The 24083-nt window shown below is 69.9% G+C and carries 27 protein-coding genes; 17 read left to right on the forward strand and 10 right to left on the reverse strand.

Annotation, left to right across the window (positions count from 1 at the left end; translation table 11 throughout):
* Window positions 1-13: 13 nt before the first annotated feature.
* Complete coding sequence (locus NF557_RS02150; protein ID WP_252621458.1) at window positions 14-565, reverse strand: YceI family protein; 552 nt, start codon at window positions 563-565, stop codon at window positions 14-16.
* Window positions 566-716: 151 nt separating this feature from the next.
* Here NF557_RS02150 and NF557_RS02155 point away from each other — a divergent pair, with 151 nt between their 5' ends.
* The 8 genes from NF557_RS02155 to NF557_RS02190 are packed head-to-tail and all read left to right on the forward strand — an operon-like array spanning window position 717 to window position 7457.
* Window positions 717-1190: a MarR family winged helix-turn-helix transcriptional regulator gene (locus NF557_RS02155; protein WP_252621459.1), complete on the forward strand. Its 474-nt coding sequence runs from the start codon at window positions 717-719 to the stop codon at window positions 1188-1190.
* Window positions 1187-2494 carry a glutamate-1-semialdehyde 2,1-aminomutase gene (gene hemL / locus NF557_RS02160; RefSeq protein ID WP_252621460.1) on the forward strand — a complete coding sequence of 436 codons (1308 nt, stop codon included), beginning with the start codon at window positions 1187-1189 and terminating at the stop codon, window positions 2492-2494. The genes NF557_RS02155 and hemL overlap by 4 nt, the downstream gene beginning before the upstream one ends.
* A 54-nt stretch (window positions 2495-2548) precedes the next feature.
* A complete protein-coding gene (locus tag NF557_RS02165) occupies window positions 2549-3196 on the forward strand; it encodes a histidine phosphatase family protein (protein WP_252621461.1) in 648 nt (215 codons plus the stop codon).
* Window positions 3193-3789: a TlpA family protein disulfide reductase gene (locus tag NF557_RS02170; protein ID WP_252621462.1), complete on the forward strand. Its 597-nt coding sequence runs from the start codon at window positions 3193-3195 to the stop codon at window positions 3787-3789. Before NF557_RS02165 ends, NF557_RS02170 begins: the two co-directional genes overlap by 4 nt.
* On the forward strand, window positions 3786-4526 hold the full coding sequence (locus tag NF557_RS02175) for a cytochrome c biogenesis CcdA family protein (RefSeq protein WP_252621463.1): 741 nt from the start codon (window positions 3786-3788) through the stop codon (window positions 4524-4526). Before NF557_RS02170 ends, NF557_RS02175 begins: the two co-directional genes overlap by 4 nt.
* Window positions 4526-6154, forward strand: coding sequence for a cytochrome c biogenesis protein ResB (gene resB / locus NF557_RS02180; RefSeq protein WP_252621464.1), 1629 nt, complete (start codon window positions 4526-4528; stop codon window positions 6152-6154). Before NF557_RS02175 ends, resB begins: the two co-directional genes overlap by 1 nt.
* Entirely contained in the window at window positions 6151-7185 is a 1035-nt protein-coding gene (gene ccsB, locus NF557_RS02185) for a c-type cytochrome biogenesis protein CcsB (protein ID WP_252621465.1), read from the forward strand. Before resB ends, ccsB begins: the two co-directional genes overlap by 4 nt.
* A 5-nt stretch (window positions 7186-7190) precedes the next feature.
* Window positions 7191-7457, forward strand: a complete 267-nt coding sequence (locus tag NF557_RS02190) for a DUF4229 domain-containing protein (RefSeq protein WP_252621466.1) — start codon at window positions 7191-7193, stop codon at window positions 7455-7457.
* Window positions 7458-7461: 4 nt separating this feature from the next.
* Here the strand turns inward: NF557_RS02190 and NF557_RS02195 are convergent, their stop codons facing one another.
* The 6 genes from NF557_RS02195 to NF557_RS02220 form a co-directional block, all read right to left on the reverse strand.
* Complete coding sequence (locus NF557_RS02195) at window positions 7462-8337, reverse strand: 1,4-dihydroxy-2-naphthoate polyprenyltransferase (RefSeq protein ID WP_252621467.1); 876 nt, start codon at window positions 8335-8337, stop codon at window positions 7462-7464.
* A 3-nt stretch (window positions 8338-8340) separates the two neighbouring features.
* On the reverse strand, window positions 8341-8601 hold the full coding sequence (locus tag NF557_RS02200; RefSeq protein WP_252621468.1) for a PLD nuclease N-terminal domain-containing protein: 261 nt from the start codon (window positions 8599-8601) through the stop codon (window positions 8341-8343).
* Window positions 8602-8622: 21 nt separating this feature from the next.
* On the reverse strand, window positions 8623-9702 hold the full coding sequence (gene menE / locus NF557_RS02205) for an o-succinylbenzoate--CoA ligase (RefSeq protein ID WP_252621469.1): 1080 nt from the start codon (window positions 9700-9702) through the stop codon (window positions 8623-8625).
* A gap of 58 nt (window positions 9703-9760) precedes the next feature.
* Window positions 9761-10402, reverse strand: a complete 642-nt coding sequence (locus NF557_RS02210) for a hypothetical protein (protein WP_252621470.1) — start codon at window positions 10400-10402, stop codon at window positions 9761-9763.
* A 112-nt stretch (window positions 10403-10514) separates the two neighbouring features.
* Window positions 10515-11444 (reverse strand): 1,4-dihydroxy-2-naphthoyl-CoA synthase, encoded by a 930-nt coding sequence (locus NF557_RS02215; protein WP_252621471.1) that lies wholly within the window; start codon window positions 11442-11444, stop codon window positions 10515-10517.
* 68 nt (window positions 11445-11512) lie between these two features.
* Window positions 11513-11926 (reverse strand): VOC family protein, encoded by a 414-nt coding sequence (locus NF557_RS02220; protein ID WP_252621472.1) that lies wholly within the window; start codon window positions 11924-11926, stop codon window positions 11513-11515.
* Between the two features lie 125 nt (window positions 11927-12051).
* Here NF557_RS02220 and NF557_RS02225 point away from each other — a divergent pair, with 125 nt between their 5' ends.
* Both NF557_RS02225 and NF557_RS02230 read left to right on the forward strand, forming a co-directional pair.
* Window positions 12052-12993 (forward strand): o-succinylbenzoate synthase, encoded by a 942-nt coding sequence (locus tag NF557_RS02225; RefSeq protein WP_252624315.1) that lies wholly within the window; start codon window positions 12052-12054, stop codon window positions 12991-12993.
* Between the two features lie 157 nt (window positions 12994-13150).
* Window positions 13151-14428: an ammonium transporter gene (locus tag NF557_RS02230; RefSeq protein WP_252621473.1), complete on the forward strand. Its 1278-nt coding sequence runs from the start codon at window positions 13151-13153 to the stop codon at window positions 14426-14428.
* Here NF557_RS02230 and NF557_RS02235 read toward each other — a convergent pair.
* Entirely contained in the window at window positions 14418-14939 is a 522-nt protein-coding gene (locus NF557_RS02235; RefSeq protein WP_252621474.1) for a MarR family winged helix-turn-helix transcriptional regulator, read from the reverse strand. The genes NF557_RS02230 and NF557_RS02235 overlap by 11 nt on opposite strands.
* Before the next feature lie 176 nt (window positions 14940-15115).
* On the opposite strand from NF557_RS02235, the gene NF557_RS02240 reads away from it, so the two are divergent.
* Window positions 15116-16993, forward strand: coding sequence for an ABC transporter ATP-binding protein (locus NF557_RS02240; RefSeq protein WP_252621475.1), 1878 nt, complete (start codon window positions 15116-15118; stop codon window positions 16991-16993).
* Between the two features lie 83 nt (window positions 16994-17076).
* On the opposite strand, the gene NF557_RS17765 is transcribed toward NF557_RS02240, so the two are convergent.
* Window positions 17077-18639, reverse strand: coding sequence for an IS30 family transposase (locus NF557_RS17765; protein ID WP_425342951.1), 1563 nt, complete (start codon window positions 18637-18639; stop codon window positions 17077-17079).
* Between the two features lie 91 nt (window positions 18640-18730).
* Here NF557_RS17765 and NF557_RS02250 point away from each other — a divergent pair, with 91 nt between their 5' ends.
* The 3 genes from NF557_RS02250 to NF557_RS02260 all read left to right on the forward strand — a co-directional run bounded on the left by NF557_RS02250 (window position 18731) and on the right by NF557_RS02260 (window position 20384).
* Window positions 18731-19156: an iron chaperone gene (locus NF557_RS02250; protein WP_252621476.1), complete on the forward strand. Its 426-nt coding sequence runs from the start codon at window positions 18731-18733 to the stop codon at window positions 19154-19156.
* 80 nt (window positions 19157-19236) lie between these two features.
* Window positions 19237-19638: a cold-shock protein gene (locus NF557_RS02255; RefSeq protein WP_252621477.1), complete on the forward strand. Its 402-nt coding sequence runs from the start codon at window positions 19237-19239 to the stop codon at window positions 19636-19638.
* 2 nt (window positions 19639-19640) lie between these two features.
* The gene (locus NF557_RS02260) at window positions 19641-20384 is read left to right on the forward strand and encodes a DUF3027 domain-containing protein (RefSeq protein WP_252621478.1); all 744 of its coding nucleotides are present in this window, start codon (window positions 19641-19643) and stop codon (window positions 20382-20384) included.
* 21 nt (window positions 20385-20405) lie between these two features.
* On the opposite strand, the gene NF557_RS02265 is transcribed toward NF557_RS02260, so the two are convergent.
* Window positions 20406-20675, reverse strand: coding sequence for a DUF2530 domain-containing protein (locus NF557_RS02265; RefSeq protein ID WP_252621479.1), 270 nt, complete (start codon window positions 20673-20675; stop codon window positions 20406-20408).
* An 18-nt stretch (window positions 20676-20693) separates the two neighbouring features.
* On the opposite strand from NF557_RS02265, the gene NF557_RS02270 reads away from it, so the two are divergent.
* From NF557_RS02270 to NF557_RS02280, 3 genes are all read left to right on the forward strand, one after another.
* Entirely contained in the window at window positions 20694-22163 is a 1470-nt protein-coding gene (locus NF557_RS02270) for an NCS2 family permease (RefSeq protein ID WP_252621480.1), read from the forward strand.
* Window positions 22164-22286: 123 nt separating this feature from the next.
* Window positions 22287-22799 carry a MarR family winged helix-turn-helix transcriptional regulator gene (locus NF557_RS02275; RefSeq protein ID WP_252621481.1) on the forward strand — a complete coding sequence of 171 codons (513 nt, stop codon included), beginning with the start codon at window positions 22287-22289 and terminating at the stop codon, window positions 22797-22799.
* 5 nt (window positions 22800-22804) lie between these two features.
* A complete protein-coding gene (locus tag NF557_RS02280) occupies window positions 22805-24079 on the forward strand; it encodes an MFS transporter (protein ID WP_252624329.1) in 1275 nt (424 codons plus the stop codon).
* The last annotated feature ends 4 nt before the right edge of the window (window positions 24080-24083 follow it).

A 24083-nucleotide genomic window follows, 5' to 3' on the forward strand; every position in this document is an offset into this window, starting at 1 on the left:
GGTCAGCCGTGGCTCAGGCCTGGGCGGCCTCGTCGGCCGGCACGACGAGCTCGACGTCCAGGTGCAGCTTGATCTTCTCGGAAACCAGCACGCCGCCGCCCTCGACAGCGACGTTCCAGACCAGGTCCCAGTCCTTGCGGTGGACATCGGCGTTGGCCTCGAAGCCGGCGCGGGTGCCGCCCCACGGGTCGGGGGAGACGCCGACGAACTCCAGGTCGAAGGTGACCGGGCGGGTGATGCCCTTGATGGTCAGGTCGCCGGTCATCGAGTCCTCGGTGATCTCGGTCGAGCGGAAGGTCATCGTGGGGTGGTTCTCGATGTCGAAGAAGTCGGAGGTGCGCAGGTGGTTGTCGCGGTCCTCGTTGCGCGTGTCGACCGAGTTCAGCTGGACCTCGACATTGACCGAGGAGTCGGCCAGGGTCTGCCCGACGACGACGTCAGCGGTGTATTCGGGAAAGCTGCCGCGCACCTTGGCCACCATCATGTGACGGGCGGTGAAGCCGATCTCGGTGTGCGTGGGGTCGACGGCGTAGGTGCCGGGCTGAAGGACGTTGAAGACGGTCATGAGAAACTCCTCGAAGATCGGGGACGAGCGGTGGGTGTCACCAGCATCAACTATTGAATATTCAACCATATTCCCAGTGGGTACGATCCTTGTGCACCCAGCCCCAGCCCAACACATCACGGCGCGTGCAGCCAGTTCAGGAAGGTCCCCCATGGATGAAGCCCGGTGGCTCAGCCCGGACGAGCAGGTGTCCTGGCGTGCCTACCTGCGGGGTTCGCGTCTCATCACCGTCGCCATGGACGAGGGGTTGGCCAAGCACGGGGTGCGGCTGACCGAGTACGAGATCCTCTCGATGCTGTCCGAGTCCCCGGGCGGGCGGCTCCGGATGTCGGCGCTGGCTCATCAGGTCGTTCAGTCACGCAGCCGGTTGACCCACACCGCGACCCGGTTGGAGCGGCTGGGCTGGGTGCGCCGAGACACGGTGCGAGAGGACCGGCGCGGGGTGGAGCTGACGCTCACGGACGAGGGTCGGACCGTCGTCGAGGCCCTGTCCAGGGTGCACGTCGCCGATGTCCACGAGGTCCTGCTCGACCGGCTGACCCCCGAGGAGTTCGCCGTGCTGGGATCCGTCATGACCAAGGTCGTGGACGGGATCGACCGTCCTGAAGGAGAGTGCTTGCCATGACCTATCCCGATCAGGCCCCCGCCTCGGCCGCGCTGCTGGAGCGGGCCCGTGCCGTCATCCCCTCCGGGGTCAACTCCCCGGTCCGGGCGTTCCGGTCGGTCGGCGGCACACCCCGCTTCATGCGATCGGCGAGCGGGCCGTGGCTCACCGACGTCGACGGACGTCGTTATGTCGACCTGGTCGGCAGCTGGGGTCCGATGATCCTGGGGCACGCGCACCCGCAGGTGCTGGAGGCGGTGCGGGAGGCCGCCGCCGACGGCTTCAGCTTCGGCACCCCGAGCGAGCGTGAGGTCGCGCTGGCGGAGGAGATCGTCACCCGCGTCGCCCCGGTCGAGTCGGTGCGTCTGGTCAACTCCGGCACCGAGGCGAGCATGAGTGCGATCCGGCTGGCGCGCGGCTTCACCGGGCGCAGCGTGGTGGTCAAGTTTGCCGGGTGCTACCACGGCCACGTCGACTCCCTCCTGGCGGCGGCGGGCTCGGGGCTGGCCACCTTCGCCCTGCCGGACTCGGCGGGAGTGCCGGCCAGCGCGGCCGCCGAGACGATCGTGCTGCCCTACAACGACGTCCCCGCCCTGGAGGTGGCGTTCGCCGAGCGTGGTGAGCAGATCGCCGCGGTGATCACCGAGGCGTGCCCGGGCAACATGGGCGTGGTCCCGCCGCTGCCTGGGTTCACCGACGCGCTGCGCCGGGTCACCGCCGAGCACGGCGCGCTGCTGATCTCCGACGAGGTGATGACCGGCTTCCGGTGCAGCGCGTCAGGGTGGTTCGGGCTCGAGGGACCCCCCGCTGGCGGGGCACCCGACCTGTTCACCTTCGGCAAGGTGATGGGTGGGGGGTTCCCGGCCGCCGCGTTCGGGGGCCGCGCCGACGTCATGGCCCTCCTGGCGCCCGAGGGGCCGGTCTATCAGGCAGGCACACTGTCCGGCAACCCGGTGGCCAGCGCTGCCGGGCTGGCCACGCTGCGGCTCTGCACGCCCGAGGTCTATGCGCGTCTGGACGAGGTCGCGCACACCATCGCCGATGCGGTGGCCGCCGAGCTCGACCGTGCGGGAGTGGCCCACCGGATCCAGTGGGCTGGTTCGATGTTCAGCGTCTTCCACCGCGCGGGCCAGGTGCGCGACTACGCCGATGCGCAGGACCAGGACACCGCCGCCTTCGGCCGGTTCTTCCACGGCATGCTGCGCCGTGGCGTGCACCTGCCCCCGAGCGCCTTCGAGACCTGGTTCGTGTCGGCGGCCCTGGACGACGAAGCCATCTCGAAGATCCTGGCCGCGCTGCCGGGAGCCGTGGCCGACAGCCTCTAGCGCGGCGCTGTCCCGCCTTCGGTCCGACGGTCCCAGCATGGGACAATCGGAGCCATGACTGCAGGCATCCGCACCCTTGTGCACGTGGTCCGTCACGGTGAGGTCCACAACCCGGGGCGGGTCCTGTATGGCCGCCTGCCCGGCTACGGCCTCTCCGACCTCGGCGAGCAGATGGCACAGCGGGTGGCCGACGCGCTGGGGGACCGCGACATCGTGCACCTGGTGGCCTCCCCGCTGGAGCGGGCGCAGCAGACCGCCGCCCCGCTGGGCGCCGCGCTCGGGCTCGAGGTCGGCTCTGACGAGCGGCTGCTCGAGGCCGGCAACAGCTTCGAGGGCTCGACCGTCGGCTCCGACCCGCGCCAGCTCCTGCGCTGGGAGCACCTGCGCAGGCTCGGCAACCCGACCCGGCCCTCGTGGGGTGAGGCCTATTCCGAGATCGAGGCGCGGATGCTCGCGGCCGTCCACGACGCCAGTCGCGCCGCCCGCGGCCACGAGGCGGTCCTGGTCAGTCACCAGCTGCCGATCGAGACCCTGCGCCGCTCCATCGAAGGACGGCGGCTGTGGCACAACCCGCGGCAGCGCCAGTGCACCCTGGCCTCGGTCACCACGATCACCCTCCTCGATGACGAGCCCGTGCAGCTGGAGTATGCCGAGCCGGCCCGTGACCTCCTGGCCGTCGCGGCGCCCGGGGCCGGCACGTGAGCAGGAGGACACGTCGCAGTGCGCTGACGGCGGCACTGCTTGGCCTCGCCCTGACGGTCGCCGGGTGCAGCGACGGCGGCAACACCATCAGCGACCAGGCGCGCGACGGCAACCAGGAGGGCTATGTCTCCGGCGACGGCACCGTCGAGCAGCTGGCCCCCGAGGAGCGCACCCTGACGATCGAGCTGTCGGGGCAGACCCTGGAGGGCGAGCCATGGAGCTCGTCGGACGCCCTCGGTGAGGTGCTGGTCATCAACGTGTGGGGTTCCTGGTGCCCGCCCTGCGTCGCGGAGGTGCCCGACCTCAGGGCGGCCTACGCCCACTTCGAGGAGAGCGGTGACCCCGTCCAGTTCATCGGGGTCAACGACCGTGACTCGGCCTCGGCCGCGCTGGCCTTCGAGGAGCGCTACGAGGTGCCCTACACCTCCCTGGTCGACGACGGTGGCGAGACGATCCTGCAGCTGCAGGGCATGGCCAACCCCCGACCGTCGACGCTGATCCTGGACCGCGAGGGGCGCCTGGCAGCGCGGGTCGCCGGGCAGGTCAGCGAGTCCACCCTGCGCGGGCTCGTCGAGGACGTGCTCGAGCAGTGAGTGAGCTCGTCGTGAGCGGCCCCCTCCTGGCAGCGCTGGCAGTTGCGGCGCTCGCCGGGCTGATCAGCTTTGCCTCCCCGTGCGTGCTGCCACTGGTCCCCGGGTTCCTTGGCTACCTCGGCGGCATGACGCCGGGGGTGGCCGAGCGGGGTGGTCGCGGCCGGCTGCTGACCGGGGCGGCACTGTTCGTCGCCGGCTTCAGCGCGGTCTTCATCGTCATGAGCGTGGTGATCTCCGGTCTGGCGCTGACGCTGCAGGAGCACCAGGGCCTGCTGCTGCGGATCGGCGGCGCGATCGTGATCCTGCTGGGCCTGGTGATGATCCTCAACCCCAGCACCAGCTTCGGCCCGCGCTGGCGCCCGGCGGCGGGTCTGGCTGGGGCCCCGCTGCTCGGCGTGGTCTTCGGGCTCGGCTTCACCGCGTGCACGGGGCCGGCGCTCGCGGCCATCCAGACGCTGGGGAGCTCGTTGTCCCCCGACAACGCGACGATAGCCCGGGGCACCGTGCTAGCGATCGCCTACTGCATCGGCCTGGGCCTTCCGTTCCTGCTCGTCGCTGCCGGGATGGCCTGGGTCGACCGGTTGTCCCGCTGGCTCCGGGACCGGCACCGGACCATCTCCGCTGTGGGAGGAACCCTCTTGGTGCTCCTCGGCATACTCATGGTCACCGGGGTGTGGGACGGGCTGACCGCCTGGACCCAGACCCGGCTGGTCGACGGCTTCGTGACGGTCCTGTGATGACGAGGACAACAGCGCAACCAACGTCGCCGCGGCGCACCAAGACGCCGCCGACCACCCAGCCCAGGCTCGGGCTGGTCGGGTGGCTGCGCTGGACCTGGCGTCAGCTGACCAGCATGCGCACCGCGCTCATGCTGCTCATGCTGCTCGCGGTCGCGGCCGTCCCCGGCTCGATCTGGCCGCAGCGCAGCGTGGACCCGCCACGGGTGGCTGAATACCTCCGTGAGAACCCGACGACAGGTCAGTGGCTGGACCGGTTCGGCTTCTTCGACGTCTACTCCTCACCGTGGTTCGCCGCGATCTATCTGCTGCTGATGGTCTCGCTGGTGGGCTGCATCCTGCCGCGGGCGGCGCAGCACTGGAAGGCGATGCGCTCCCAGCCCCCGCGGGCCCCGCGCAACCTGACCCGTCTCGAGGCGCACGCGCGGGCCGAGCTCGCCGCCGAGCCCGAGCAGGTGCTCGAGGCCGCGCGCACCGTCCTGCGTCGCCGGCGGCTTCGGATCCGCCCGGTCGAGGAGGGGCGCGAGCTCGAGCTCGCCAGCGAGGGCGGCTTCCTGCGTGAGACCGGCAACCTGGTCTTCCACATCTCGCTGCTGGCGGTGATCGTCTCGGTCGCCGTCGGCCACCTGTGGGGATGGCGCGCGGAGGTGATCCTGCCCGAGGGGGAGTCGTTCACCAGCCAGGCGGCACGCTATGACACGCTCCAGGCCGGCCCCTGGGTCGACGAGAACACCATCGAGCCGTTCTCCTTGCGCATCGACCGGCTGGACGTGGAGTTCGAGACCGAGGCCGGCGGCACCCAGTTCGGCGCACCACGACGCTTCGACGCGACGGTGACGACCACCGAGTCACCCGGCGCGCCCGAGCAGCAGCAGCTGCTCGGCGTCAACAACCCCCTGCACTTCGGCTCCACCTCGGTCTTCCTGCTCGGCAACGGCTATGCGACGGTCACGACCATCACGGACGGGTCCGGCAGCTCGCTCGGCACGTTCACCACCCCGTTCCTCCCGCAGGACGACAACTACGGTTCGACCGGCGCGATCAAGGTGACTGCTGCCGACCCGCAGCTCGGCTTCTATGGCGCTTTCCTGCCGACGCTGCGCTTCGACGAGGAGTTCGGTCCGGTCTCCGACTTCCCCGGACTGGTCGAGCCCGGGCTGGTGCTCGGGGTCTGGGAGGGCACGCTCTTCCCCGGCGGCGTGCCCCAGTCGGTCTACACCCTGGACACCGCGCAGATGGAGCAGGTCACGACCGCCGACGGTGACCTGTCGCGGCTCCTCGTGCGCCCGGGGGAGTCGATCGCGCTGCCCGGCGACCGCGGCACGTTCAGCTTTGACGAGGTGGTCCGCTGGGGCGGTCTCGCCGTGCGCCACGATCCGGGCCGCATTCCGGTCCTGATCAGCTCGATCGTGCTGCTCGGTGCGCTGATCACGATGCTGACCGTCCGGCGCCGCCGGATCTTCGTCCGGGTCACGCACCCGGGTGAGGATCACGCGGAGCCGGACGCGCGGCATACTAGGTTGATCGTCGCGGGCCTGGCCAAGGGCTCCGACCCCAACCTGCAGGGCTATCTCGACGACCTGCTCGAGCAGATCACTGCAGCAGCACAGACGAAGGACGACGCATGACGGATCAGTCCCTGGCCCAGGCCTCTGACATCGCGGTGTGGGTGACCATGGTGCTGCTCACCGTGGCGATGCTCGCCTTTGCGGCGCACCTGGCCATCACCGGTTCCCGCAGGGACGCGGAGGCGCGTGCGGCCAGCGAGGGTATACCGCGCGCCGGGTCGGGCGGCACCGTCGACTCGACCCTGGCCCAGGTCCGCGACGGTGCCCCCGGCGCGGGTGACCCGGGCTCGGGTGGCTCCGGCTCGGGCGTGGCCGTCCTCGACCGGGCGGAGTCGTCCCCGCCGCCGACCCGGCGCTGGGGCGTGATCGGGCTGCAGGTCACCTGGCTGGCGACCTTTGCGCTCATGGCTGCCGTGGCGCTGCGCGGCCTGGCGGTCGAGCGGGCACCGCTGGGCAATATGTATGAGTTCGCGCTGGTCGCCGCCATGTTCACACTCATCGTCTTCTCGCTGTGGAGCCTGCGGCGGGACCGGTTGTGGCTGGGCCTGTTCGTCACCCTGCCGGTGCTGCTGATCCTGGGGCTGGCGAAAATCTCGTGGTACACCGAGGCGTCCGACCTCATGCCCTCCCTGAACTCGATCTGGCTGTGGATCCACGTCAGCGTGGCGACGTTGTCGGTCGCGCTGTTCACGATCGGTGCGGTGCTGGCGCTGCTCTATCTGGCCAAGGACCGTGCGCAGGCCAAGGGCGAGGTCACCGGCTGGCTCGCGGCCCTGCCGAGCGTGCCGTCGCTGGAGCGGATCACCTATGGCATCCACATCATCGCCTTCCCACTGTGGACCTTCACCCTGATCGCCGGGGCGATCTGGGCCGAGCAGGCCTGGGGCCGCTACTGGGGGTGGGACCCCAAGGAGGTGTGGACCTTCGTGATCTGGGTGGTCTACGCCGCCTACCTGCACGCCCGGGCCACCGCGGGCTGGACGGTGCGCAAGGCGACCTGGCTGGCGGTCGCCGGCTTCGTCTGCATCATGATCAACTACGGCGTGGTCAACCTGTTCTTCGTCGGCTGGCACTCCTACTCGGGGGTCTGAGGGTCGTGTTCAAATACACCGTCTATCGGCTGGGGCTCTTCCTGGTCGCGCTTCTCGTCCTGTTGCTGGTGAACCTGCAGCCGTTGTGGGCGGTCGTGATCGCCGGACTGTTCTCCATGGTGACCTCGCTCTTCCTGCTGCGCGGTCCGCGGGAGGAGGCGGCCCGCAACATCGAGGAGCGCGTGGCCGCGTCCCGCGCCCGCCGGGCCGAGAAGGTCGCCTCGGAGCGGACGGACGAGGACGACGAGGACGCGGAGATCGACCAGCGCTGACCGGCTACAGGACCAGGCCGAGGGTCAGCAGCGCCGCGAAAGCGAGCTGGTAGAGGCCGGTGCGGCCGATCACCGGCACCAGGTCGCGGCCGAGAGCCCCACCACGGACCGGTTGCACGGCGAACGCCGCGAGGGGAGCGGCGCCGAGCGCCAGGAGCGACCAGGGGTGCACGAGCGCGGCGATGACCGTGGTGAGGAGCGGGATGGCCAGCAGCGCGGCATACAGCCACCGGGTGCGGGCGTCGCCGAGACGCACGGCCAGGGTGCGCTTGCCGGAGGTGGTGTCCCCGGGGATGTCGCGCAGGTTGTTGACCACGAGGATCGCGCAGGCGATGGCCCCCACCCCGACCGCGCCGGCCCACGACGCCAGGTCCAGGGCCTTGGCCTGTGTCCAGGTCGTGCCCAGCACGGCGACCAGCCCGAAGAAGATGAAGACCATGATCTCGCCGAGCCCGCGGTAGCCGTAGGGGTGCTCGCCCCCGGTGTAGCGCCAGGCGGCCACGATGGCGGCAGCGCCGACCAGCAGCAGGATCCAGGCGTTGGACAGCGCGACCAGGGTCAGGCCGCAGAGGGCGGCGACGCCAAACCACAGGAACGCCATGAGCTTGACGTTGGCGGGGTCGGCCAGGCGCTGCCCGACCAGGCGCACCGGACCGACGCGCACCGTGCCGCTATCCGTGCCCCGCACGCCGTCGGAGTAGTCGTTGGCGTAGTTGACGCCGATCTGCAGACTCAGGGAGACCAGCAGCGCCAGCAGGGCCAGGCCAAGGTCAGAGTGGCCCAGGGCCTGGGCCGACCCGGTGCCGACAGCCACGGGGGCGACGGCAGCAGGCAGGGTCCGGGGCCGCGCACCGGCGACCCACTGGGGAAGTGACGCCACGACCTAGATGCCGCGCAGGAAGTCGGTGTCGTCGTCTGGGCCGCGCGGACCCTGAGGGCGCGGCCGCGGACGGGGCTGGAGGATGCCTCGGGGCCGGCCGGCAATCAGCCAGCTGATCCCACCGGCCAGGGGCACCAGGAGAGTGACGACGAGCCAGATCATCTTGGGCAGCCCTCGCACCCGGTCCTCCTCCGACTGCACCACGTCGACGACGCAGTAGACGGTGAAGGCCAGCAGGGCCACAAAAAGAACCACCCGGGGCACGGATCTCCTCCCAGACTCAAGTCACTCCGCAGAACTGCGGCGACTCCCCATTGTGCCACCTCCACCAGCACACCTGTGCCGTAGCGCCGCCAGGTCGGGCTTGCCGGAGCGCAGCAGAGGCAGCCGGTCCAACCACAGCACCTGGCGTGGCAACGAGTGCGGCGAGAGCTCGGCACGCAGTGTCTCGCGCAGCTCCTGCAGGGAGACCTGCGCGCCCACGAGGACCGCGGCGACCCGCTGTCCCCACTCCGGGTCGGGGACGGCGATCACGACCGCCTCGCGCACCCCGGGCAGCCGGAGCAGAGCCTCCTCCACGGGTCGAGGCGCCACCTTGAACCCGCCGGTGTTGATGACGTCGTCGACCCGGCCGAGCAGGCGGAGCCGGCCGTCCACGAGCTCGCCCAGGTCGTCCGTGCGGAACCACCGCTGACCGGCGTCGTCCGTGGTGAACCGTGCGGCGGTCAGGTCCGGGTCGTGCAGATAGCGACTGGCCAGCACCGGCCCGCCGAGCAGCACCCGCCCCTCGTCGAGCTGGACGGTGACCTCGGTCAGGGGCGTGCCGTCATACACACACCCACCGGAGGTCTCGGTCATCCCGTAGGTCCGGTGGATCCGGACACCGGCCGCCTCGGCACGTGCCAGCAGGGATGCCGGCAGCGCTGCCCCGCCGACCAGGACGGCGTCGAAGTCGGTGAGGGCAGCCAGGCCGGAGGGGTCCTCGACGAGCCGCAGCAGCTGGGTGGGGACCAGGGAGACGAACCGCGGCCCGGTGAGGTGCGCGGCCGCTGACGTGAAGGTCTCGACGGTGAACGATCCCTCGAGCCGGACGGGCGCGGTCCCCGCCAGGGCGGAGCGCACCACCACCTGCCAGCCGGCCACATGGTCGGTCGGCAGGGTCAGGAGCCACTGGCCGTGCCCGCCGACCCGCTCGGCTGTGGCTGCCGCGGAGGACTGCAGAGCCGCCGCGGACAGCTCGACCTGTTTGGGCTCGCCGGTGGATCCCGACGTGGTCAGGACGACCCCGTCGCCGCCCAGCGCCTGCTCGGCGGTGCGCAGCAGGTCGATGACGGGGACGGGTCCGGTCGGGGGAGTCACGGGCACCGGCCCAGCCTACGGACTGGTCGTATCGGTGCCGCCGCGTCCCGGCCGGCCCGCGGCGTCAGCCGTTGAAGCTCTCCTGCATGTCGACGAACCACTCGTCGTCGACCTTCTGGAGGGTGATGACGTTGGCGCCCATGCCCTCGGCGAACAGCGGGGAGAAGTTGTCCTTGTCGACGACCGCGGTGGTGCCGTCGACGTCGGCACCGTTGATCTCCATCGACTCGATGATGCCGGCCATCTCCGCATCGAACAGCTCGGAGGCCATGTCCGGGAAGATGCCGAGGCAGATCTCGTGGTCGGCCTCCTTGTCCTTCATCGGGCCCTCGGAGGAGAGGTCCATCATGAGGTCGCAGACCTGGTCCTCGCCATTGACGAAGGCAACCAGCCATTCCTTGGTGCGCTCGGCGGCGGCCTGACCCTCGGCGCCACCGGCGTCATCCTCGTCGGAGGGACCCTCGGTGGTCGCGGCCGCGTCGTCGGTGGGCTCGTCGGTGGTGGCTGCCGCGTCGCCGGTGGTGGTGGGCGCCTCGGTCGTCGCCGCAGCGTCGTCCGTGGTGGGCTCCTCAGTGGTCTCCGCCGCGTCGTCGGTGGTGGTCTCGTCCGCGGCGGTCGGTGTCTCCACGACCTCCGGGGTGTCATCGCTGCAGGCGGAGAGCAGCAGGAGCGGCGCTGCCAGAGCAGCCGCGAGTGTGCGTCGCATCGTTGGGTTCCTCCCCTTAGACATCACAAAGTCCAACTCATCATTCTCCCATGATGCCGCTGGTTCACTAAACCGACCGCTCGACGACGATGCCCCAGCTCAGGCAGACGCTTCAGAAATACCATGGGAACGGTCCCCAGTCGGGGTCGCGCCGCTCCAGGAAGGAGTCGCGGCCCTCGACCGCCTCATCAGTCATGTAGGCCAGGCGGGTGGCCTCGCCGGCGAAGACCTGCTGGCCCATCAGCCCGTCATCGACCTGGTTGAAGGCGAACTTCAGCATCCGCTGGGCGGTGGGCGACTTGCCCATGATCTCGCCGGCGACGACGAGGGCCTCGCGCTCCAGGTCGGCGTGGTCGACGACCAGGTTGACGGCGCCCATGTCGTGCATCTGCTGCGCGTCATAGGTGCGGCCGAGGAAGAAGATCTCCCGGGCGAACTTCTGCCCCACCATGCGCGCGAGGTAGGCCGAGCCGTAGCCCGCATCGAAGCTGCCCACGTCGGCGTCGGTCTGCTTGAACCGGGCGTGCTCACGCGAGGCGATCGTCAGGTCGCAGACGACGTGCAGGGAGTGGCCCCCACCGGCGGCCCAGCCGTTGACGAGGGCCACGACCACCTTGGGCATGGTCCGGATCAGCCGCTGCACCTCCAGGATGTGCAGCCGACCCCCCGCCGCCTTGACCCGCGCCTCGTCGACGGTGTCCGCGGTCTCGCCCCCGGCATACTGGTAGCCCGAGCGGCCTCGGATCCGCTGGTCGCCGCCGGAGCAGAACGCATGGCCACCGTCCTTGGGGCTCGGTCCGTTGCCGGTGAGCAGCACCACGCCTACGTCGGGCGTCATCCGCGCGTGGTCCAGCGCGCGATAGAGCTCGTCGACGGTGTGCGGGCGGAAGGCGTTGCGCACCTCGGGGCGGTCGAACGCGATCCGCACCGCCCCTACATCACGGGCCCGGTGGTAGGTGATGTCGCTGAACTCGAAGCCGTCGACGACCTCCCACTGGGTGGGGTCGAACGCGTTGGCTGTCTGGCTGGTGTGGTCGTTCACGCCGCTCAGGGTAGCCAGGACGGGCGGCGAGGTGGTGACCTGGCTCGGAGCATCACTGACTCACGCGCTCACTGGTCCCGGCTGGACAGCACGCAGAACTCGTTGCCCTCAGGGTCAGCGAGGACCGTCCAGGTGACCTCGTCCTGGTCCTGGCCGACATCGACCCGGGAGGCGCCCATCTCGAGCAGGCGCTGGATCTCGGCGTCGCGGTCCTGGCTCGCGTAGGGCGCCAGGTCGAGGTGGAGGCGGTTCTTGACCTGCTTGCCCTCCGGGACCGGGACGAAGACCAGGCCCTGGCCGCGGCGCATCCAGGTCTCCAGGTCGGGGGCCCTGGCCGCCTGCTCGAGCGCGTGCCGTGGCACGAGGACGACCTCGTCCGGTGCCTCGTAGGCCACGGTCCAGTCCAGCACCTCGGCCCACCAACGTGCCTGCGCGTGCGCGTCAAGGCAGTCGATCACGACGGTGTACCACTTCAGAGCCATGAGACCACAGTGCCGCAAGCCACTGACAGTGTCGCGACAAGCGGGGGTCCTTGCGGTCCTACGCTGGTCGGGTGATCCCCGACCTGGCTGAGCTCCTGGCTGCCGCGACCCCGGTGGCACTGCCGATGCGGGTGCGCTTCCGCGGCGTCGAGGTGCGCGAGACAGTGCTGCTCCACGGCCCGTCGGGGTGGGGGGAGTTCGGCCCGTTCGTCGAGTATGCGGACGAGGAAGCCGCACGTTGGCTCACCGCAGGCCTCGAGGCGGCGTGGGGACGCTGGCCCGAACCCGTGCGGGACCACCTGGAGGTCAACGCCACCGTGCCGGCCGTCAGGCCCGAGCAGGTGGCCGGGGTGCTCGCCCGGTTCGACGGGTGCCGGACAGTCAAGGTCAAGGTTGCTGAGCGTGGGCAGACGCTGGACAATGACGTGGCTCGCGTGGCGGAGGTCCGCGCCCTGGTCGGTCCGACTGTGAGCGTCCGGGTCGATGCCAACGCTGCCTGGACGGTGGACCAGGCGAGGGAGGCGCTGACCCGGCTCTCGGCATACGACCTGCAGTATGCCGAGCAGCCCTGCCCGGAGGTGGCGGACCTGGCGCGACTGCGCGTGCTGCTGGCTCGCGACGGCGTGGACGTGCCGATCGCCGCAGATGAGTCGGTGCGGCGAGCCGAGGACCCTCTGCGCGTGGCGCGCGAGGGAGCGGCGGACCTGATCGTGGTCAAGGTCGCGCCGCTCGGGGGAGTGGCCGCGGCGCTGGAGATCGTGGCGGGGGCCGGGCTGCCGGCGGTGGTCTCGAGCGCCCTGGACACCTCGGTCGGGATCGCCGCGGGGGTCGCGCTCGGTGCGGCGCTGCCCGGCCTGGACCTGGCGTGCGGCTTGGGCACGGTGGGGCTGCTGGCAGCTGACGTCGCGGCACGCCCGCTCGTGCCCACGGCAGGGGTGCTGACGGTCGCCGACGCCCACGCGGTGGTGTCGGCCGCCGACCAGCCAGGCCTGGCCGGTCACGAGCTGTCCGGGTCACGGCGGGACTGGTGGTTGGAGCGCCTGGCTCGCTGCCACGAGGTGCTCTGACCCCGGACCGGGTGCGCGGTGTGGTGAGGCGTTCACACGACTGAAACGCACGACATACGCCGGCAACACGCTCGCTGCCTCCGTGAAACGCAAGCGTCGTTGACTGCCTCCATCGGTGCTGCTGTCAGCCGCACCCCGGAACAGCAGGAGGCACGTGATGGAACTGACTGCGACAGACGTCTGGGTCATGGTGTCGGCGGCCCTGGTGCTGCTGATGACGCCCGGACTGGCGTTCTTCTATGGCGGACTGGCCCGCGCCAAGGCAGCCCTCAACATGGTGATGATGAGCTTCGTGTCGATCGGACTCGTTGGTGTGGTGTGGGTGCTGTGGGGCTACGGCATGACTTCGTCGCCCGGCATCCTGGGCGGGCTCGTGGGTGACCCCACCGCCGACCTCGGCCTGTCGGAGCACGTGGGCACCGCAGACCTGATCGGGATCGGGTATGCCGCCACGTTCGCGATCATCACGGTCGCCCTGATCTCGGGCGCAGTGGCGGACCGCACCCGGTTCAGTGCCTGGTGTGTGTTCGTCCCGGTCTGGGTGACCCTGGTCTACTGCCCCCTGGCCTTCATGGTGTGGGGCGGTGGGTTGCTCTCCGCAGATGGTGCGATCGGGCGGGTCTTCGGTGAGGCGGTCGACTTCGCCGGCGGCACCGTGGTGCACATCAACGCCGGCGTCGCCGCGCTGGTGCTGGTCCTCGTGCTCGGTCGCCGGACGGGCTGGGGAAAGGGCTTCCACCGTCCGCACAACGTGCCGGTGGTGATGATTGGTGCAGCGCTGCTGTGGTTCGGCTGGTTCGGGTTCAACGGCGGGGCCGCCGGTTCGGTCGAGGAGGCCGGGCTGATCTGGGTCAACACGCTCGCGGCGCCGGCGGCAGCGATGCTGGGCTGGCTGCTCGTGGAGTCGATCCGGGACGGGCGCCCCACCTCTGTCGGGGCTGCCTCGGGTGTCGTCGCCGGGCTGGTGGCCATCACGCCGGCGTGCGCGGCGCTGAGCCCGGTGGGTTCGCTGGTGCTGGGCGCGGTGGCCGGCGTCGGTGCCGCTCTCGCGATCGGGCTGAAGTTCCGGGTCGGGTTTGACGACGCGCTCGATGTCGTCGGTGTGCACCTCGTCGCCGGGCTGATCGGCACCGTGGGCATCGGCTTCCTGATGCTGCCCGTCGACGGTGCGGGAGGCGGGTTGTTCTATGGCGGAGGGGTCGACCAGTTGGTCGCCCAGGTGGTGGCGGCGGTGTTCACGATGGTGTTCACCGGAGTGCTGACGGCGGTCATCGCCCTCGCGATCGCCAGGACGGTCGGCTTCCGGGTCTCGCCGGAGGACGAGGAGCGTGGGGTCGACCTGTCCGAGCACGCGGAGTTCGCCTATGAGTTCGGCACGTTGGGCAGCGTGGCCCCGGACCACGAGGCAGTCGTGTCGCAGGAGGTCAGCGCCTGACCGCCTCGAGCAGCGTGAGCAGGGAGGTGCGCAACTGGGCGCGGTCCGCCTCGCTGAGCTCCTCCAGGAGTGTCTCGGTCTGGGCCTTGCGGGCGGTCCGGATCTCCCTGGCCATCTCGCGGCCCTGGTCGGTCAGACCGACGAACACGGCCCGCCGGTCGTCGGGGTCGGCGGTGCGGGCCACCAGACCCTGCTCCTCGAGCGCGTCGACGACCTCGGTCGCCGAGCGCGGTGTGACTTGGAGCCAGCCGGCCAGGCCGCCCATCCGCAGCCCACGGGAGACGCCGTCCTCGGCATCGGGGCTGCGGCGTCGACCGCGGCGCCCCTCGCTGCGAGCGATGGCGCCCAGGGCGCGAGCCTGGTGGGGGGACAGGCCCCAGGGGGCCGTCTCGATGGCCGACCCGCGACGCAGGTGACGCGCCAGGTGCTGGATCAGCTCGATCTCGGAGGCCTCGCTGGGGTCGAACTCGTGGTGGTGGTCGCGGTTGTCGTTGATGGGGTGGTGATGCATGCGTGCATCCCTTCTGCGGGTCCGGTGTCGAACGCTCTGATGCTTGCGTGCGGACCGTCGCAGTGCGGACTCTAACAGATTTGTAGAGCAAACACACAATGTGGTAACCTCACTATCGTCACGAACACCCTGCCAGCACCGACGACTGGCCGCACAACCTGAGAGGAGGGGTGCCCATGGATGGCTCTTTTGCTTCCGCGCCCCGCTCCGGGGGAGGTCGCCGCGACGGCGGCGCTCGCCCCGACCCCAAGGACAAGGCCCAGCTGGCCGCCCACCCGGTGAGTGCGCCCCGCGTGCTCGCCCTGTTCCGTCCCCACACACTCACCCTGCTGGTCGTGCTCGGCATCATCGTGACCAGCTCCGCTCTCGGACTGGCCACCCCATTCCTGGCCAAGAGCCTGGTCGACGACGCGATCCCGCACCAGGACGTGCGGCTGCTGCTGATCCTGGCCGGCGCCATGGTCCTGATCGCTGCGGTCAACGCCGTGCTCGGTGTCGTCCAGACCTGGCTGTCCACCGGCGTCGGTCAGCGCATCATGCACTCGCTGCGCACCGACCTGTTCACCAGCGTGCAGCGTCAGCCGCTCGACTTCTTCACCCGCACCCGCGGAGGCGAGGTCCAGTCGCGCCTGACCCACGACATCTCCGGCCTGCAGGGAGTGGTCACCTCGACGGCGACCAGCCTGGCCGGCAACATCGCCACCGTCATCGGCACGCTCATCGCCATGGTGGCCCTGAGCTGGCAGTTGGCACTGCTCTCGCTCATCGTGATCCCGCCGGCGGTCCTGATCAGTCGTTCGGTCGCCCGGCTGCGGCGCGAGGCCACCGACCAGCGGCAGAAGGCGCTCGCCGGCATGCACGCACAGGTCGAGGAGTCGCTGTCCGTCAGCGGCGCCCGGCTGAGCAAGACCCTCGGCGCCGGCCCGGCGCTCGCCGAGCGGTTCTATGCCACCTCCGACAACCTGCTCGCCCTCGAGGTCGCGGCGCAGATCGCGGGCCGGTGGCGCACGGCCACGATGAACGTGGTCTTCGCCGTCATCCCGGCGCTGATCTATCTGACCGCCGGCCTCCCGGTCACCTCCGACGGGATCACGATCGGCACCCTGGTGGCGTTCATCGCGCTGCAGTCCGGCATCTTCCGCCCAGTGATGGGCCTGCTCACCATCGGCGTGCAGGTGACGGCCTCGATGGCGCTGTTCAGCCGGATCTTCGAATACCTCGACCTGCCTGTGGGTGTCGCCGAGCCGCAGCAGCCGGCCGACTTCAACCCAGCGTATGCCCAGGGTCGGGTGGCCCTCGAGCGCGTCACCTTCCGCCACACGGGTGGAGACCGGGACGCACTCAGCGACATCGACCTCGTGGTTCCCGCGGGGTCGCACGTGGCGATCGTCGGCCCGACGGGTTCGGGCAAGAGCACGTTGGCCGCGTTGGTCAGTCGTCTCTATGACCCGGTCGACGGCCGGGTCACCCTCGACGGCGTCGACCTGCGCGACCTCACCTCCCAGCAGCGCACCGCCGTCATCGGCGTGGTCTCGCAGGAGACCTACCTGCTGCACGACACGGTGCGTGCCAACCTCCGCTTCGCCCAACCGGACGCGACCGATGAGCAGATCGAGGCCGCATCCCGCGCGGCCCAGATCCACGACGCGATCATGACGCTGCCGCAGGGCTATGACACGGTCGTTGGAGCCCGCGGCCACCGCTTCTCCGGCGGTGAGCAGCAGCGCCTCGCCCTGGCCCGGACCCTCCTGCGCAAGCCGCTGGTGCTGGTCCTCGACGAGGCGACCAGCGCCCTGGACACCCGCACCGAACGTGCCGTCCAGCGCGCCCTCGATGAGCTGGGGGAGGGGCGGACCGTCATCACGATCGCGCATCGGCTCTCGACGGTGCGGCACGCCGACCAGATCGTCGTCCTCGACGGTGGCCGCATCCAGGAGCGCGGCAGCCACGACCAGCTCCTGGCGGCAGGTGGGGCCTATGCCGCCCTGGTGCAGGCCTCCGCGGGGATCGACCGGGTGCAGGACGACGCGCTCCTCGAGGCGCTGGCCGCCTGACCCGCACCGCCCAATCCTCACCACTCCTCACCGTGAACGATCCATGCACGTGCATGGATCGTTCACGACATTTCGCGGCGAATTCAAGGGGTCTGCGCAACGGTGAGTAGTTCGGCGAGTCTAGCGGCGGGAGTCGCGAAGCCGAGTGTTTTGCGGGGTCGGGTGTTCAGGAGGTCCTGGGCGTCACGGACTTCTTCGTCGGTGACCTTGGCGAAGTCGGTGCCTTTGGGGAAGAAGTCACGGATCAGGCCGTTGGTGTTCTCGTTGGTGCCGCGTTGCCAGGGTGAGTGCGGGTCACAGAAGTAGACCTGGCAGTCACTGGCCAGTGTGAAATCAGCGTGCTCAGCCAGCTCAGATCCTTGGTCCCAGGTGATGGTTCGGCGCAGGTCGCCCGGGAGGTCGGCGACCATCTGGATCAGGGCCTGGGTCACGGTCGGGGCGTCGTGGCGGTCCGGGAGTCGGTAGATCAGCACGTTGCGGGTGGCCCGCTCGGCCAGGGTGATCAACGCGGTGGCGCCCTTGGCACCGATGACGAGGTCTCCTTCCCAGTGGCCGGGCACGGCCCGGTCGGCCACCTCGGCAGGTCGGGCGCTGATGTGGTTGTCCTCATCGATCCAGGACCGGCTGCTGGCCTTGGGCGGCAGCTTGGAGCGGGGCTTGCGGCTCGTGCGGCCGGTGCGGGTGGCCTTGGCCACCTTCACCTCGTGACGCAGGGAGCCTTTGCCCTGGACGTACAGCGCTTGGTAGATCGTCTCGTGGGACACCCACATATCTTCCTCGTCCGGGTAGCTGAGACGCAGGTCAGCAGCGACCTGCTCGGGCGACCACCTCTTGTTCAGCCGCTCGATCACCGCGGCTCGCAACCGCGGGCAGGACAACCGGCGGGCCTGCGGACGGGCCGCCGCGGCAGTGGCAAGGTCCTGCGCGGCCCGAGCGCGGTAGCCGGCTCGGTCAGCGAACCGGGCCAGCTCCCGACCGATCGTGGAGCGGTGCACGCCCAGCACCCTGGCGATATGGGCGTTGGTCGCGGTGGTGCCAGCCAGGTGCTGGAGCACCCCGCGCCCGGCCTGGGTCAACCGGCCCCGCTCATCGCGGTAGTCCTCATCCATAGGTACAGCAGGTACCAGGCTCGCGCGAGCCGCCGCCCGCGACGCGCCGTCCAACCCCCCGATCCCACCGGGTTGCCCGGACCACCCCTGCGCGACGATCCACCGGTACAGGGTCGACTCGTTGATGCCGAGCGTGCGGGCGACCGCTGTCAGGCTCTTTCCCTCGGCAAGCATTCCGAACGCTTCGGCGCGACGCTGTGCACTGCTCGGCTGGCCCACCTGACCGGCCACCCGCACCGGAGCGATCAACTCCTCCCCGGCCGGGGTCAGCAAGCCCCGGGCATCGACATAACCGCCCTCAAGGAAGCCAGCCGGCAACAGCTCCGGTCGCAAGACGAGCTGGTCGGCGGCCACACCCGTGGCCCGCACCCAACGAAGCACCGACGACCGGTCCCGGGCCAAGACCCTGCCCACCTCCTCCAGAGCCATCCCAGCAGCCACCAAACCCAGACCATACGAACGCAGCACCATGCCTCCCGGCAGATTGGTGTTGCGCTGACCCCTGAACCCAAGCGCAATCTGGCGAGAATCTTTCATGCACGTGCACCCCTCCCCGGTCGGTTTGCGGCAGTCGCAAGGCACGCGCGCCCACTAGCGTGATGGGACACGCACTCAAAGGAGCACCATCATGGCCAAGGCCGAGGAGGGCACCACGCTCTCAGCCCAGGAGAAGGCGGCAGTCAAGGAGCGCACGCGCGAGTTGAAAGCCGCCAAGAAGGGAGCCGAGGCAGAGCAGGCCGTGCTCGATGCCATCTCCGCACTCTCTGCGGACGAGCGCCCCCTCGCAGAGCGGGTCCACGCGCTGATCAGGCAGGCGGCGCCGGAGCTGGCTCCGAGGACCTGGTACGGCATGCCCGCCTATGCCAAGGACGGCAAGGTGATCTGCTTCTTCAAGGCTGCCTCGAAGTTCGACGTGCGCTATGCCGAGCTGGGCTTCAACGAGCCCGCCAACCTCGACGACGGCAACATGTGGCCGACGGCGTATGCCATCACGAAGGTGACGGCCGCCGAGGAGAAGAAGATCCGCGACCTCGTCAAGACAGCCGCGAGCTGAGATCGAGGCGGTCGTTTGGCGCCCGAGACGTTAACCTGGGAGCCCAACACTTCCCCTGCAACATCATCAAGAGGTGCACAGTGCCCACGGGCAAGGTCAGGTTTTATGACGAGGAGAAGGGCTTCGGCTTCCTCTCCAGCGACGAGGGTGAGGACGTCTATGTCCACTCCAGCGTCCTCCCCGCCGGGGTCACCACCCTCGCGCGCGGTGCCCGGGTCGAGTTCGACATCGCCCAGGGCCGTCGCGGCGACCAGGCGCTCGGTGTCCGCCTCCTCGAACCCGCGCCGTCGGTCAGCAAGTCGATGGCGATCCGCGACCGCAAGCCGGCCGAGGAGATGGCCGTGCTGATCGAGGACCTCATCAAGTTGCTCGATGACTCGTCCAACAGCCTGCGTCGTGGCCACTACCCCGACAAGCGCCTCTCCGGTGCGCTCGCCAAGAGCCTGCGTGCGGTGGCGGACCAGTTCGAGGCGGGAGCCTGAGCATGGCCAAGCCCAAGCGGGACGCCGTCCTGGCGGCTGCCGAGGAGCTCGCGCGCGAGGCTGCCGTCGCGATCGCCGAGGCGGGCACGGTGGGAGAGCACGTCGCCTTCCTGATGGACGAGGACCGCGTGGGCACGCACTACTTCGACTGCACAGCCGCGGCCTATCCGGGGTGGCGCTGGGCCATCACGGTGACCCGTCCGCCTCGCGGCCGGGCGGCCCTGGTCAGCGAGACGCACCTGATCGCCGGGGAGGACGCCCTCCTGTCCCCGGTCTGGGTGCCGTATGCCGATCGGCTCGCGCCGGGCGATGTCGGCCCGGGCGACGTCACGCCCATGGTCGACGACGACCCCTTGCTCGAGGCAGGCTTCGAGGCGACCGGGGAGGAGGACGTCGACCAGGTCGGCTTCTTCGAGCTCGGCCTGGGCCGCCCCCGCGTCCTGTCCGCCGAGGGGCGAGACGTCGCAGCCAGCCGTTGGTATGACGGCGAGCACGGTCCGTCCTCAGAGACCGCCAAGAAGGCCCCGGCGCACTGTTCGACCTGCGGCTTCTTCGTGCCGATGGCCGGGGCGCTGCGCACCGTCTTCGGGGTGTGCGCCAACGAGTGGTCGCCCAGTGACGGCAAGGTCGTCAGCCTGGACCACGGCTGCGGCGCCCACAGCGAGGTCGACATCGACCGGCCGGCCCCCGAGGTCATCGAGCCGCCGGTGCTGGACGACAACGTGCTGGAGATCGTCGAGCGCTGACGCGCCCCGAGCTCCCGCTCGTCAGGCGTCGGCGGCGTTGCCGCGGCCGCGCGCCAGATAGACGTGTCCGACCACGCCCAGACCGATGCCGGCGACCGGGACCCAGACCCACCACGAGCGGTCCCCCTCCCGCAGCGACGGCAGCACCAGGACGAGGACCAGGGCCACCGCCCAGGCCAGGATGCCCCAGTGCACGACGCGCAGCGTGCGCAGGGTCGCCACCGGCGGCACGATCTCGGGCGGCGCGGACTCCGGCCGGTGGGGACCCTCGGTCCCGGGAGGCTGCGACATGCCTCTAATCTAGGCGCCATGTCGACCACCGCCGAACGGGCGTCCAGAGATTCCGCTGTCCACCGCTACTTCCGCATCGGCGAGCGCGGCTCGACGGTCGGCCGCGAGGTCCGGGGCGGGTTGGCCACGTTCTTCACGATGGCCTACATCGTGGTGCTCAACCCGCTGATCCTGACCAGCGTGCCCGACAGCACGGGGGAGTATCTCGCGGGCGGCGACGTCGCCATGATCGCGGCAGCCACGGCGCTGGTCGCGGGGTTGATGACCGTCCTGATGGGCGTGGTCGCCAACTATCCGCTCGGGCTGGCGGCGGGTCTCGGCCTCAACGCCATCGTCACCTTCAGCATCGCTGGTCTGCCAGGAATGACCTGGGCCGATGCCATGGGCCTGGTCGTGCTCGAGGGCCTGATCATCCTGGTCCTGGTCCTGACCGGCTTCCGCGAGGCGGTCTTCTATGCCGTGCCCGCCCAGCTCAAGATCGCGATCAGCGTCGGCATCGGTCTGTTCATCACGATCGTCGGTCTCTTCGACGCCGGCGTCGTGCGCAAGCCGGGCGGCCCCACCCCGGTCGAGCTCGGGGTGGGCGGCTTCCTGGCCGGCTGGCCGACCCTGGTCTTCGTGCTGGGGCTCGTCACGATCGTGGTGCTCTATGCCCGCCAGATCCAGGGCGCCATCCTCTATGGCATCGTCGGTGCGACGGCGCTGGCGGTCATCCTGGAGTCGGTCCTGGACCTGGGCGGCCAGACCAACGCGCAGGGTGAGGTCGTCAACCCGACCGGGTGGGGCCTAAACGTGCCGGAGCTGCCCAGCCAGCTGGCGACCACCCCGAACTTCGGGCTGCTGGGCGAGTTCAACCTGTTTGGCTCGATCGAGCGCATCGGCATCGTCACCGTGGTCCTGCTGGTCTTCAGCCTGATGCTGGCCGACTTCTTCGACACCATGGGCACGATGGTCGCGGTGGGCGCCGAGGGCGACCTGCTCGACGAGGACGGCAACCCGCCCAACACCCGCCGCATCCTGATCGTCGACTCGATCGCCGCCGCCGCCGGTGGGGCCGCGAGCGTCAGCAGCAACACGTCATACATCGAGTCGGCCGCCGGCGTGGGTGAGGGCGCTCGCACGGGGCTGGCCTCCGTCGTCACCGGAGTGCTCTTCCTGCTCGCGACGTTCCTGTCGCCGCTGGTCGCCATGGTGCCCTACGAGGCGGCCACCCCCGCGCTGGTCGTGGTGGGCTTCCTGATGATGCAGCAGGTCTCGGGCATCGACTGGAAGGACATGGAGATCGCCTTCCCGGCCTTCCTGACGATCGTGCTGATGCCGTTCACCTACTCCATCACCGCCGGGATCGGTGCCGGTTTCCTCGCCTACTGCCTGCTCAAGCTGGTCCGCGGCCGGGCCGGGGCGGTGCACCCGCTGATGTGGTTCATCGCCGGCATGTTCCTGATCTATTTCACGCTCGACCCGATCCGGGACCTGCTCGGGGTCTGATCCTTCGCGGGCCGCACCCGGGCGCTTGACGCGGCTGCGCCGGCCAGGAATACTTAGCAGACGTAATAAGTTTGGTTAAGTATTGCCCTAGCCCCTGCCTGACCTGCGACATCAAGGACCACCGTGCCCGACCCCACCCCCGTCACCCCGCCCAGCACCGACCTCCGGGGACCGGAGCCCGGCGGGGATCCCGGCCAGGGCGGCACCGGCACCGACAGTCCCCAGGAGATCGCCCGACTCGCCCACGACCTGCGCATCGCCTGCATGCGCGTGTCGCGACGCGTGCGGTTCGAGACCACAAGCACGATCGCACCGCACCAGCTGAGCGTCATCGTGCGGCTGGCCGAGTCGTCATACTCCTCCGGTGAGCTCGCCTCCATCGAGCGGGTGAGCGCTCCCAGCATGAGCCGCACCGTCACCGCGCTCGTCGAGCTCGGCATGGTGGAGCGCGCGACCGACAGCGACGACGCCCGGGTCGTGCGCCTGTCACTCACCCCCGCCGGTCGTCGTGAGCTGGACGTGCACAGGGCGCGCCGTGACGCCTGGATGACCGAGCGTCTCGACGGTCTGACGAGTGAGGAGCGTCAGCTGCTGGCCGGCGCCAGCCACCTGCTGAACAGGGTGTTTGATCAGTGAGCGCGATGTTCAGCTCACTCGCCATCCGGAACTATCGCATCTATGCCGCCGGTGGCGTCGTGTCCAACACCGGCACCTGGATGGGGCGCGTGGCCCAGGACTGGCTGGTGCTGGTCGAGCTGACCGACAACTCCGCCGAGGCACTCGGCATCGTCACCGGCCTGCAGTTCCTGCCGATGCTGCTGCTGGCCCCGATCGCGGGTGCTGTCAGCGACCGGTTCGCCAAGCGCCGCGTGATGGTGGTGACCCAGTCGCTGATGGGTCTGACGGCGCTGGCCATGGGCCTGCTCGTGGTCACCGGCGTGGTGCAGCTGTGGCATATCTTCCTGCTCGCCTTCCTGCAGGGCTGCGCCGCGGCGGTCGACGGCCCGGCCCGTCAGGCGTTCGTCTCCGAGATGGTGCCGCCCACCCAGATCACCAACGCAGTGGGTCTGAACAGTGCGTCGTTCCACAGCGGTCGGCTCATGGGGCCGGCGGTGGCCGGTCTGTTGATCGCGTGGTTCGGCACCGGCCCGACCCTGCTGATCAACGCGGCCTCGTTCGGCGCGGTCATCGTTGCCCTCATGATCATGAACGGTCGGGACCTCACGCCCGCGCCCCGCAGCCGGGGCAAGGGCAGGATCCGTGAGGGTCTGGCCTATGTGCGCCACCGCCCCGACATCATCCTGATCATGGCGCTGGTCTTCATCCACGGCACCTTCGGGATGAACTTCCAGCTGACCAACGCCCTGATGTCCACCGAGGCGTTCGGCAAGGGCGTCGAGGAGTTCGGCATCGTCGGCTCGGTCATGGCCGTCGGCTCCCTCGGGGGTGCGCTGCTGGCGGCCCGTCGCGAGAAACCGCGGCTGCGTTATCTGCTGGGTTCGATGGGCACCTTCTCGCTGTGCACGCTCTTCCTCGGGCTGGCGCCGAGCTTCACGTTCTACACCCTGATGCTGATCCCGACCGGCCTGAGCGCGCTGACCGTCATGGTGACCGCCAACTCGATGATCCAGCTCAGCGTCGCCCCCGAGGTCAGGGGCCGGGTGATGGCGCTCTATATGGCCGTGTTCATGGGCGGCACCCCGCTCGGCGCGCCGTTCATCGGCTGGATCGGCGAGACCTTCGGTCCCCGCTGGACGATCCTCATCGCGACCCTGATGTGCGGGATCGCCGTGGTTGTTGCGACGATCTATGTCATGCGCACCCACGACATCCGCATCCGCCTGCAGCGGCAGAGGGGCGACATGCTCCACGTGCAGTACGGCCCGACCGAGCCCCTGCCCGAGAAGGTCATCTGATGAC

This window comes from Ornithinimicrobium cryptoxanthini, from assembly GCF_023923205.1.
Lineage (GTDB): Bacteria > Actinomycetota > Actinomycetes > Actinomycetales > Dermatophilaceae > Ornithinicoccus > Ornithinicoccus cryptoxanthini.